Origin of the sequence: Collinsella sp. AM33-4BH, from assembly GCF_003469205.1 — a bacterium.
Taxonomy (GTDB): domain Bacteria; phylum Actinomycetota; class Coriobacteriia; order Coriobacteriales; family Coriobacteriaceae; genus Collinsella.
In genome coordinates this window covers 1-11291 of the sequence record NZ_QSIN01000020.1, presented here as the reverse complement: position 1 = coordinate 11291, position 11291 = coordinate 1, and the positions used below count along the sequence as shown (strand labels likewise).

Here is an 11291-nt window from a genome sequence, read left to right as displayed (position 1 = left end):
ACCCTAAGAGCAAACCACCCTTTTTAAGGGTGGTTCTGATTACTGTCGCATATGCGCCCGGGTAATAAAATGAACTCCGACTGCTGTTTCGATGAAAGGGGGCACGTGCCCAGACGCATCAAGCGGGCCACCATCGTCTCGTTTACGCTCATACTCCTTGTTGCCGTCTGTGCGGGCGCCCTGACGTATACCGTTCGAAGCAGTTCTTCCTCCTCGAATGAAGCCGATAGAGATCTCCCGGTGCTCAAAATCGGCGTTACGGATAACGACCCCTATGTGTATGTCGATACCACGGGCGATTACGCCGGTATCGATATCGACATCGCCCGCGAGGCCTGCAAGCGTGCGGGGCTCAAGCCACAGTTTGTCGATATTGACTGGAACGATCGCGACCGGCTGCTCAAAAACGGTGATATCGATTGCCTGTGGTGTGACTATTCTCCCTGTTATCGCGAGGATAAGTATTACTGGACCGAGCCGTATCTAACCGTGACGGTCTCGGTTGCCGCCAAGAAAACGAGTGGCATCAAGTCCTTGGCACATCTCGATGGAAGTAAGACCATTGCGGTGATTGCGGGTTCGGTGAGTGAACGCCGATTGCTTGCGGGGGATTTGGGGGTCTCGTCGGACGTTCAAATCAAATCATATGGCTCTGCCGAACTCTGCAAAGCCGCTCTAGTCAAAGGGTACGTTGACTGCTGGATGGCGGATGTCCAGTCGCTTGACCGACTCGTTGCTCAGTATCCCGGCGTTTACCGTGTGTTTGCCGACAATGTTATGACGGTTGACCTGGGCGTCGCGTTTGATGACAGCTATGAAGGATCGGTCGTAAAGGATCTCAATACCGCGCTGTTCGACATGGATCGAGATGGCACGATTGACCGTATTGTGGGCAATTACAAGACAGGAGCGACGACGGGCGGGCAAGGAGGAAATTCATGACAACTGATGAGCACCGCTTGAGTCGAAAGACTCTGAACGTCATAGCTGCCAGCGTTATTGTCAGCGCCGTCTTGTTAGGCCTGTTGTATACGGTTGGAACCCATCGCTGCCTCGAAAAAACGCTTGGGTTTGGCCAAGAAACCATGGTGTTTTTGGAGAACGCTTGCGAAAAATATGACCGCTACGAACAGGGGAGAAAAACCGAGGCGACGCACGATTTGCTCGCCGCGGTCGAATCGTTTGTGACGTTCCTGTCCTCTGATCGCGTTGAGGTTAACGACGATCTTATCGAGCAATTTGTCCATGCCGAGAACCTTTCGGGGCTGATGGTCATGGACTCCGATGGCCATATGGCTGCCCACTACGACATCGATGGTCGCGATCCGCTCATGTTGTGGCGAGATGAGTTGGCCTGTTCGCCGGTCGCATCGATGTATCAAGGTTCCAAAGTGACCTACTCAACTGTCGATGAGCGCCGTGGTGTCGTTTTTGCCGTCTGTGCTGTTCCGTATGGCGACGGCGTTGCCCTGGCATACCGCTCACTTGTTTCCGATACGGCGGACGACTATTCATATGCCATAGCCGACGTGCTTTCGAACAGTACCTTCCACCAGGGTCCCACGGTGCTTGTTATGGAGGATGCGGAGATTGTCTCATCCAACAGTGCCGATGCTGACGTGTCGCTCGCCCGACTCCTCACCAGCGTAGGAGTTAAGTGGAAAGACGACGGCCTGACGCGCATCGAATATCGAGGAGACGAATGGTATGCCGTGCGTGCGGCATATAAGGACTACCGCCTGTTTGCGCTATATCCCAAATCTGAGGTCATGTCTGACAGGATTTCATTTGTCGCCGTCGGCGTCTTGGTGTGTCTTGCGTTTTGGGTCGTGGTGCTGTTGGCTCGAAATATCGTTGACCACCGCAATTTGGTCGAAAAGGATAAACAGCTCGGCATTATCAATGCCATAAGCGCCATCTACGATTCGACCTTCCTTTTGCATCTCGACACCCTCGAGATCGAGGGGATCAATATGTCGCCGGCGATAGCGAAGATATTTGCCGAGCACAGCGAGGCATATGACTTTATGGACACGGTCTGCCGGGATATCGTGAGCCCCGAAAGCCGCGAAGCGGTTGTGGGACTCGTAGATATAAGTTCGATTCGTGAACGTATGGAGGGCGTACCGTACTTGGCTGCCGAGGTGCGAGATTGTCGAGGCGCTTGGTACTCGCTACAGGTTGTCCCCCAGCATCGCGATGAGCAAGGCCGGCTGGAGTCGGTCGTCGTGGCGACGCACAACATATCGATGGTCAAGCATGCCGAGGAGCTGTCATATCAAGACAAACTGACGGGGCTTCGCAACCGCAACTATCTTGAATCGCGCGGAGATAGCCTGGTAAACGAGGACTTGCCCGTGAGCGTGATTATGTTGGACTGCAATTATCTCAAGCGGACCAACGACATCTATGGTCACGAGATGGGGGATGAACTGCTGCGACGGACGGCGTCCGTGCTGCGGCGGGTGGCTGGTGCGGATTATCTGCCGATGCGCCTTGGCGGCGACGAGTTTTTGCTGGTTTGCCCCCATACTGACAACGAGTCTGCGCTCGGGCTGGAACAGGATCTTCGTCTCGGTCTTGCCGCGGTAAGCGATGAGGCCCTGACGGTCAGCGCATCGATTGGCGTGGCGACCGTCGAGACGGCTGGAAATACGCTGGCCGATGTATATCGTGTCGCCGACCACAATATGTATCGGGAGAAGCGCACGGTCCACGCGCGGGGTGCGGACTGCTAATCTTGCCCCCGCGAGTCCATGCATCGTAGGATGTTGAATCGGTGCTTGCGATAATAAGTCGGCCCAGGCGGGGATAATAGACGTCTGAAATTTCTTTCTGAGAGGGGATCTCAATGATTAGTTTTGACTACAAGCCGCAGGGTGTATGCTCTCGCAATATTCACCTCAATCTCTCTGACGATGGCAGCAAGGTGCTGGGCGTTGAGTTTACCGGCGGCTGTGACGGCAATCTCAAGGCAATCTCCAAGTTAGTCGAGGGTGCTCCTGCCGATCGCGTAATCGAGGTTCTCGCCGGTAATACCTGCGGTATGAAAAAGACCTCTTGCGCCGATCAGCTTACGCGCGCTATCGAGGCCGCTCGCGCCGAGATCGCCTAATGGGTATCGCCGACCACATCAAGAATGGAATATCGCGCCGTGGCTTTGTGCTCGGCGGTGCTGCCGCGGGCGCTGCCACGGTGCTTGCCGGTTGCTCGAAAAAAACGGGCACCAGCGACGATGCCGCCGGCGAGCCGCAGGTTATCAAGGACGATTCGAAGATTGTCTCGATCACTGATGAGTACGAAGCTGTTGATATCGATCTTGAGCCGGCGGCGTCGTGGACGCTGCCGCTGGGCACGCTGCTGTACTACTGCGATGGCGACTACGCCGCCGCGATGATGGCGCCTGCTTCTGCTCTGCATGCCAATACGCTTGGTGTGCTCAACCTGGGCGATGGCTCGCTTACCACATTAATCGAGGATCCTATCGAGGGCACGGGATATGCTTTTTACGATGTCCGTGCCGGCGATGGCGTGTTTGCGTGGGTTGAGATGAACTTTGCCAATTCATCGTGGAAGCTCTACGCTCAAAATCTGTCGGGCGCTTCGCTCTCTGGCGACGTGGCTGAGCTCGATCGAGGTGGCAAGGACTATGATCCGCCCCTGTTTACGGCGTTCGGGTCATCGGTCATCTGGTATAAAATGCCTTCGGCAGGCGGCAATAAAACGAGTAGTGATTCGTTTTGCTATCGTCGCTCGCTTGATGAATCCAAGGCCGAGGTAATTTGGAAATCGATGGGCCGCTTTGCATCGGCCCCGCGCGCGAGCGACGGCATTTTGACCATCTCGCCGCGTGTCCGCAACGACGAAGGCGTCTACTATGGCATAACGGCAATCGATCTGACCGATGGCAACAACACCAAACGTGCCCAGCTAGTCCTTCCCTCGTCAGTCTCGCCTTTCGAGGCCGTATATATGGGCGATACCTTCGTGTTTTCTATCGAGGCGACCTATAGTGACGTGGGCAGCCTGGGCAACATGGGCACGTATATCGGTAATGAGGGAGGGCCATACCTCTTTCTGTCCCGCGAGCCGCTCGCATGTGCTGCCGGCAAGAAGAATAAATATCTCGTTAAGGTACAGGCATCGCATTTTCTCATCGACACCTCTGCCAAGACCTATGGCTCGCTGTTGTCGCCCGACCGCGCTTTGGAATATGGCGATTATCCAGCTACGGCGGGAAAATCGGACTCATTCCTTACGTACGCCACGGTGCGCAACAGCCAGGGTATACCCGAGACGGTCACCGCACGCCTATTCTCTCTTTAAGCTTAGAGGGGTTAAAAAGGCGCCAACAGGGGAATAAACGCGTTGTAATTGTGAGTACCGCCCGCCGAGCTGCCGCGTCATAGTGGCATCCGGCGGGCTCAGGTGCGTTAAAATGGGCTTGTTCTTAGCTGATTGAGACAGGGGGGCCGTGTTATGGCTTCAGATGCAAAAAAGATTCTGCTGGTCGAGGATGAGAAGGCAATCCGTGACGCCGTCGCTGCCTATCTCGAGCGCGAAGGCTACTGGGTTGTGGGTGTCGGCGACGGCCAGTCCGCGATCGAGGAGTTCGAGAAGCATCAGTTTGACCTGGTCGTGCTCGACCTTATGCTCCCCAAGATCCCCGGCGAGCGCGTTTGCCGCACCATTCGCGATACCTCGGATGTCCCCATCATCATGCTGACTGCCAAGGGCGAGATCGAGGACCGTATTATCGGTCTTGAGCTCGGCGCCGACGACTATCTGATTAAGCCGTTCTCGCCGCGCGAGCTTGTCGCGCGCGTACGCGCCTTGTTCCGCCGTGCCCATCAGGCCGACGAGCCAGCCGTCGAGGTACTCGACTTCGGCGATCTGGTCATCGATATCTCGGGCCACAAGATTTTGGTCGAGGGCAAGGAAGTCGACCTGACGGCTTCCGAGTTTAAGCTGCTCACCACGCTTGCCCGTCACCCCGGTCGCGTCTACAACCGCATGGAGCTGGTCGAGAAGGTGCTCGGCTACGACTTTGAGGGCTATGAGCGCACCATCGATAGCCACGTGAAGAACCTTCGCGCCAAGCTGGGCGATGATCCCAAGAAGCCCAAGTGGCTCTACACCGTCCACGGTGTCGGCTATCGCTTCGAGGCTCCGGCCAAGACCGATAAGTCGGACGAGAAATAGGGAAATCACATATGACACCTGCGCGCTTTGAAATCGGACAAAAGCACAAGCAGGAGAGCGAGGCGGGTTCCAAGGCTAGTTGGAACACGCCTCGTTCCGATTCACGGCCAACGATGAGCTATCCCTCGCGCATGGCACTTGCTTTTGCTCTGACATCGCTCATGACGGTATTGGTGCTGGTGGGCGTGGTCTCTGTTGTGTGGGGCACGGTCTTTTCGGATTACACGCGCTCCAATATCGTCGAGATCGCCAATTCTACTGCCGAAAAGCTTGCGACGTCGTATGAGGAAAACGGCAACTGGACTGCGGGCGAGCTGCGCACGGTCGCGACATCGAGTTTGGTATCCGACGACCTGAGTATGCAGGTCGTCAACAAGAAGGGCGTTGTCGTCTATGACGACTCATGGCCTTCGGCAAGCGCGACCGCCGATGTGCGCGAGAGCGAATCGGCGTCGAGCAGCTCGAGCGGTAAAAAAGCATCGCATAGCCCGGTCTCGTCTGCTCCAACCGACTCCGATAGCGTTGCCAACGTCGAAATCATAACGTCTTCGGGCGAGCATGTCGGACAGGTAAAGCTATGGGCCATCGGCTCCGATGCCTTGCTCACCAAGGCGGATTCTGCATTTAGGGAGAAGACCTTTAACGCCATGGCCCTCGCCGCGGTTGTTGCAATCTGCATTTCGGTCGTTATCGGATCGCTCGTGTCGCGCATGCTCACCAAGCCGATTCATCGTATTACGAGCACGGCCAAGCAAATTCGCGATGGCGATCTGTCCGCTCGTACTGGTTTGCGCGGTGATGACGAGATTGATCAGCTGGGTGAGACCTTCGATGAGATGGCCACTTCGCTCGAGAAGGATATGAAACACGAGAAGCGCCTGACCTCAGACGTGGCTCACGAACTTCGTACTCCGCTTATGGCCATGCTCGCGACAGTCGAAGCCATGCAGGATGGCGTATATCCTACCGACGATGAGCACTTGGAGACTGTTGCTTCCGAGACGCGTCGCCTGGCTCGTCTGGTGCAGCAGATGCTCGACCTGTCGCGCATGGAAAACAGCACGGCTCCGCTCAACCTTGAGCCGGTGGACATGGTTCCTTTCGTGCGTTCCATCGTCAATGCCCAGGAGCGCCTGTTTGTCGACCGCGATCTGCGCTTGCGCTTTGCTGACGAGACCCAAGGTCACGACGATGTCGTCGAAGCCGATCCCGACATGATCACACAATGCGTCATCAATCTCATGAGCAACGCCATGCGCTACACCCCCGAGGGCGGTTGGGTCGTGGTGTCGGTGCTCAGTGACCGCAAACACGTCAGCATCGCCGTTTCTGATACCGGCATCGGTATTGCCAAGGATGACTTGTCGCGCATCTTCGGCCGTTTTTGGCGCGCCGATGCCAGCCGTGCCCGTGAGGCGGGCGGTCTGGGCGTGGGCCTCGCCGTGACTAAACAGATCGTCGAGCGCCATCACGGCTACATATCCGTGGAGTCGGAGCTTGGAAAGGGTACGACTTTTACGATTCATCTGCCTCGCGAGCACACGGCGGACGCGGCATCTACTACAATGGAGCACTAGCTTTTCGCTATTCGGTGAAGGAGGGGTTTCGTCCCTGCCGCTCCGAGTTTGCGAAAACGTGCGGGAAAGAACCCGCATTACTGTCGTATTTTGGTAAGGAGTGACTCACGTGACAACGATGGAGCGTCGTCCGGATTCCCGTGGCAAGGTTCGTGATATCTACGATGCCGGTGAAAACCTGCTGATGGTCGCCACCGACCGCATTTCTGCGTTCGACTTCATTCTTCCCGACGAGATTCCGTTTAAGGGAGAGGTGCTCAACCGCATCTCGGCATTCTGGTTCGATAAGTTTGCCGACATCGTTCCCAACCACCTCGTTTCCATCGACCCGGCGGATTTCCCTGAGGAGTTTGCTGAGTATCGTGACTACCTCGCCGGCCGCGCCATGCTGGTTAAGAAGGCCCAGACGATTCCTATCGAGTGCATCGTCCGCGGCTATCTGACCGGTTCGGGCAAGAAGACCTACGACGAGAACGGCACCGTCTGCGGCATCCAGCTGCCTGAGGGCCTGACCGAGGCTTCCAAGCTTCCCGAGCCGCTGTTTACGCCGTCCACGAAGGCCGAGATCGGTGACCACGACGAGAACATCTCGTTCGAGCGTTGCTGCGAGATCGTGGGCGAGGACATCGCCACGCAGATTCGCGACCTTTCCCTCAAGATCTACAAGGCCGCTGCCGAGTACGCCGCGACCCGTGGCATCATCATTGCCGACACCAAGTTCGAGTTTGGTGTCATCGATGGCAAGGTCACGCTGATCGACGAGTGCCTCACGCCCGATTCCAGCCGTTTCTGGCCTGCTGCCAGCTACGAGGAGGGCAAGATCCAGCCCAGCTACGACAAACAATTCGTCCGCAATTGGCTCAAGGCCAACTGGGATATGACGGGGGAGACCCCGCACCTGCCCGCCGAGGTCATCGATGGCACGTCCGAGCGCTATCGCGAGGCCTTCCAGATCATCACGGGCTCCCAGTTCACAAGCATGAAGGAGAACGCATAAGTGAGTACCCGTAGCGCCACGAACAAGCGCACGCAATCCCACGAGGTTACCGGGGTTGCGCGCAAGTCCGCCGCATCCGCTAAGCCTGCCCGTCAGGCAGCGAGCTCTGTCCGCGTCGTGCCGGCTTCGTCTAAGGCACGCCGCAAAGAGCTCGAGAAGGGCGAGAACCTCGAGGGCCTCTCTAAAGAGGAGAAGCGCGCCCGCAAGGCTAAGCAGCGCGCCAAGGAGGACCGCATCTACACGGTGTCGAATATCCTTCTCAAGCAGGATGAGGACTACACCAAGCGCCGCCGTATTTGGTGGGCTGTGCTCGCTATCGGCATGGTGCTCGTCGTGGCAATCGGGGCTTCGCTCTACTTCGCTCCCGGCGGCACGGTGTCCAGTCCTGTTCAGATGGTCGGCATCGTTTTGTCCTATGTCATCATCCTGGGTGACTTTATCTACGACTTCGTTCGTATTCGTCCCTTGCGTAACATGTATCGCGCGCAGGCCGAGGGCATGTCCGAGAACAAGCTCAACGCTCTTATCGAGCGCGCAGCTGCCGAGGAGGACAAAAAGGACTCCAAGAAGAAGTAGCGTTTGCATTCACACTTATCGCTAAGATATAAGGCGTGTCGTTTTTGCGGCGCGCCTTATTATTGTCCTATAGATAGATGGAGTGGCACATGATTCGAGCTGCCCTGACGGTCGAAGAGGCTCTGGAGGGCATGAAGGCCCTAGAGCCCAAGATTAAAAACTATGCGCGCCTGGTTGTCCGCAAGGGCGTAAACGTCAAGCCCGGTCAGGAGGTTGTCGTTCAGTCTCCGGTCGAGTGCGCGCCGTTTGCGCGCGTGGTGGTCGCGGAGGCCTATGCCTCCGGTGCCGGTCACGTGACGGTTATTTGGGCCGATGACGCCGTGACGAGGCTCACGTACGAGCATGTCGAGAAAAGCTATTTTGAGCAGACGCCCGAGTGGAAGCGCCTGCAGCTTGATTCACTGGCCCAGGATGGTGCCTGCTTTATCTTTATCGAGGGTGCGGACCCTGCCGCTCTTAAGGGCATCGATCCCGCTAAGCCTGCTGCAGCTTCTAAGGCAAGGAACACGCAGTGCAAGGTCTTCCGCCGCGGACTGGACTACAACATCAACCCGTGGTGCATCGCCGGCGCGCCGGTCGTTGCCTGGGCTCGCGAGGTGTTCCCGGGAGACGCCGATGAGGTTGCAATCTATAAGCTGTGGAATGCGATTCTGCATACCGCTCGCGCCGATGGCCAGGACCCGGAGAGCGACTGGGAACTCCATGACGCCGCATTCGAAAAGAACCTGCGTTTCCTGAACGACAATCGTTTCGACTACCTGCATTACACCTCGGCAAATGGAACCGATCTGACGATTGGCATGACGAAAGGTCACGAGTGGGCCGGCGGCAAGGGCAAGACGCCCGATGGGCACCCCTTCTTCCCCAACATTCCCACCGAGGAAGTCTTCACCTCGCCTGATCGTATGCGTGCCGACGGTATCGTGTATTCGGCTATGCCGCTCATTCACCACGGTAACAAGGTTGACGATTTTTGGATTAAGTTCGAGGCGGGCCGCGTAGTGGACTACGATGCCCGCGTGGGTAAGGCGACGCTTGCGAGCATTATTGACACCGATGAAGGTGCCGCTCATCTGGGTGAGGTCGCGCTTATCTCCAAGAACACGCCGATCCGTGAAAGTGGCGTTCTATTCTATGACACGCTCTATGATGAGAACGCTAGCTGCCATCTCGCGCTGGGTGTCGGTTTCCCCGAATGCATCGAGGGTGGGTATGACATGTCCAAGGAGGAGCTCCTGGAGCATGGCGTTAACGTCTCGAGCACGCACGTCGATTTTATGATCGGCACGGACGATATCGATATTACGGGCATTACGCCTGATGGACGTGAAGTTGTGATTTTCCAGAACGGCCAATGGAGTTGGGAATAGCCCCAGACCGTGGTACAATGCCACCCGCGGGCCGTTAGCTCAGCTGGCAGAGCAGGGGACTTTTAATCCCAAGGTCCAGGGTTCGAACCCCTGACGGCCCACCATAGAATAGAAAAGCGACTGGCGGATGCCGGCCGCTTTTTTGTTGCCGCGACATGGGTTCGAACCCGAAAGGGCGCGGAGCTGAGTAAACGCGTGAGCGTTTGCCAGCGCAGCGCGCAAGGCGCGAAGCGCCGCAGCGGCCGTCTGCAGAGCAGGCCGAACCTCTGACGGCCCACCCAAAGAAAGGAAAACGAAATGAAAACAGATAGATACGGAATTAGCGGCAGCACATTAAAGATAATAGCGGCCATTTCGATGGTTCTCGATCATGTAAGCAGGATCGTCCTGACCAATGGAATCATGACTCACGCATCGTACAATCAGATATCAGACGAACAGTGGGCGATTCTAAGCGAGGCTTCGGATGTGCTTCATGTTCTTGGCAGAATTGCATTTCCCTTATTTTGCTTTTTGATAGTTGAGGGATTTTTGCATACTCATGACATAAAGAGGTACCTGCGAAATATGCTTGTCTTCGCATTCATTGCGGAGCCCATATACGATTTCGTTCAAACCGGGCAACTATTTGACCTTCGGCAACAAAATGTTATGTGTGAGCTCCTGCTTTGCTTGGTCTTCTTGATAATTCTGGAAAAGATACAAAGCCTTTCAAAATGGAAGAGGTACATCGCAGAAACTGCTCTGATTGTTTTGACAGCACTGGCAGCTGAATACACTAAACTAGATGGCGGTGTGTATGGCATTCTGCTTGTGGCTGCATTCTATTTATTCCACGACAGCAAGGCCAAGATGTTCTTTGCTGCAGTATGCGCAGTGCTCCTTTCGTCATGCCATATAGTTGGCGGCGGATTTGAGTTTGCTACAGCTAATATATTTAATCCTGATGTTGCTGCCGCGGTCGTTTCGTTGCTGCTTATCAATCTTTATAATGGCAAGCGAGGGCTGAAGCTCAAATATTTCTTCTACATTTTCTATCCGGCTCATCTTGCTCTGCTTTATGGTGTCTCACTTATTGTTTTGAACTGTCTTTAAAAACTCTCAAACAAGTCTCTGAAAGCAGAACTAAATTGACCCTAAGACTGCTTGTGAATTTCCGGAAGACCTGTGAGATACGAGGATAGACAACGAGGGCTGTAGAAAGATGCTTCGAAAGCATGAATGGCAGCGAGAAAATGAGTTCGGAAGCGCCCTCTGGATGATCCAGCATAGAATAGAAAGCGATCGGCTCCGGCTGGTCGCTTTTTTGTTGCCGGTGCACGGGTTCGAACCCGAACTTCTCTATATATAAGAACGCTTGGCGAACAAAACCTGCCTTTTACCGACGGGAAACAAATAGCTGATGCTTTTGGAGTAAAGTGGCGCTCCAGAGATGACCGATGCCTTAATACCTATAAACCAGCTGGTCATCGCCAATATCAGAAGCCAATGCTTCAGTTTTAACCTCAGTGATGCGACTGAGGGACCTATTCATTTGTGAACAAAATATGGAGTGCGCGATTCCCGCCC

Annotated in this window: 10 protein-coding genes and 1 tRNA gene; all 11 read left to right on the top strand. The window is 55.5% G+C overall.

Going from position 1 to position 11291, the window contains the following annotated elements; genetic code table 11:
- The first annotated feature begins 105 nt into the window (after nucleotides 1–105).
- A complete protein-coding gene (locus DW821_RS09915) occupies nucleotides 106–942 on the top strand; it encodes an ABC transporter substrate-binding protein (protein ID WP_158551316.1) in 837 nt (278 codons plus the stop codon).
- Complete coding sequence (locus tag DW821_RS09910; protein WP_118066720.1) at nucleotides 939–2738, top strand: GGDEF domain-containing protein; 1800 nt, start codon at nucleotides 939–941, stop codon at nucleotides 2736–2738. The genes DW821_RS09915 and DW821_RS09910 overlap by 4 nt, the downstream gene beginning before the upstream one ends.
- 113 nt (nucleotides 2739–2851) lie before the next feature.
- The gene (locus DW821_RS09905; protein WP_089572560.1) at nucleotides 2852–3115 is read left to right on the top strand and encodes a TIGR03905 family TSCPD domain-containing protein; all 264 of its coding nucleotides are present in this window, start codon (nucleotides 2852–2854) and stop codon (nucleotides 3113–3115) included.
- A complete protein-coding gene (locus DW821_RS09900) occupies nucleotides 3115–4326 on the top strand; it encodes a twin-arginine translocation signal domain-containing protein (RefSeq protein WP_117786702.1) in 1212 nt (403 codons plus the stop codon). The genes DW821_RS09905 and DW821_RS09900 overlap by 1 nt, the downstream gene beginning before the upstream one ends.
- A 153-nt stretch (nucleotides 4327–4479) precedes the next feature.
- Entirely contained in the window at nucleotides 4480–5202 is a 723-nt protein-coding gene (locus DW821_RS09895; protein WP_006236208.1) for a response regulator transcription factor, read from the top strand.
- A gap of 131 nt (nucleotides 5203–5333) precedes the next feature.
- The gene (locus tag DW821_RS09890) at nucleotides 5334–6779 is read left to right on the top strand and encodes a sensor histidine kinase (protein WP_370221270.1); all 1446 of its coding nucleotides are present in this window, start codon (nucleotides 5334–5336) and stop codon (nucleotides 6777–6779) included.
- Nucleotides 6780–6897: 118 nt separating this feature from the next.
- Complete coding sequence (locus DW821_RS09885) at nucleotides 6898–7776, top strand: phosphoribosylaminoimidazolesuccinocarboxamide synthase (protein WP_035136481.1); 879 nt, start codon at nucleotides 6898–6900, stop codon at nucleotides 7774–7776.
- Complete coding sequence (locus DW821_RS09880; protein ID WP_117655805.1) at nucleotides 7777–8352, top strand: hypothetical protein; 576 nt, start codon at nucleotides 7777–7779, stop codon at nucleotides 8350–8352.
- An 89-nt stretch (nucleotides 8353–8441) separates the two neighbouring features.
- The gene (locus DW821_RS09875) at nucleotides 8442–9722 is read left to right on the top strand and encodes an aminopeptidase (RefSeq protein ID WP_117634755.1); all 1281 of its coding nucleotides are present in this window, start codon (nucleotides 8442–8444) and stop codon (nucleotides 9720–9722) included.
- A gap of 28 nt (nucleotides 9723–9750) precedes the next feature.
- A tRNA-Lys gene (locus DW821_RS09870) sits at nucleotides 9751–9826 on the top strand.
- Nucleotides 9827–10019: 193 nt separating this feature from the next.
- A complete protein-coding gene (locus DW821_RS09865; protein ID WP_118066716.1) occupies nucleotides 10020–10817 on the top strand; it encodes a TraX family protein in 798 nt (265 codons plus the stop codon).
- The last annotated feature ends 474 nt before the right edge of the window (nucleotides 10818–11291 follow it).

What these genes read in the sequence shown, in the direction of transcription:
- DW821_RS09910 (WP_118066720.1), top strand. Translation starts at nt 939, where the DNA reads ATGACAACTGATGAGCACCGCTTGAGTCGAAAGACTCTGAACGTCATA.
- DW821_RS09905 (WP_089572560.1), top strand. Translation starts at nt 2,852, where the DNA reads ATGATTAGTTTTGACTACAAGCCGCAGGGTGTATGCTCTCGCAATATT.
- DW821_RS09900 (WP_117786702.1), top strand. Translation starts at nt 3,115, where the DNA reads ATGGGTATCGCCGACCACATCAAGAATGGAATATCGCGCCGTGGCTTT.
- DW821_RS09895 (WP_006236208.1), top strand. Translation starts at nt 4,480, where the DNA reads ATGGCTTCAGATGCAAAAAAGATTCTGCTGGTCGAGGATGAGAAGGCA.
- DW821_RS09890 (WP_370221270.1), top strand. Translation starts at nt 5,334, where the DNA reads ATGGCACTTGCTTTTGCTCTGACATCGCTCATGACGGTATTGGTGCTG.
- DW821_RS09885 (WP_035136481.1), top strand. Translation starts at nt 6,898, where the DNA reads ATGGAGCGTCGTCCGGATTCCCGTGGCAAGGTTCGTGATATCTACGAT.
- DW821_RS09875 (WP_117634755.1), top strand. Translation starts at nt 8,442, where the DNA reads ATGATTCGAGCTGCCCTGACGGTCGAAGAGGCTCTGGAGGGCATGAAG.
- DW821_RS09865 (WP_118066716.1), top strand. Translation starts at nt 10,020, where the DNA reads ATGAAAACAGATAGATACGGAATTAGCGGCAGCACATTAAAGATAATA.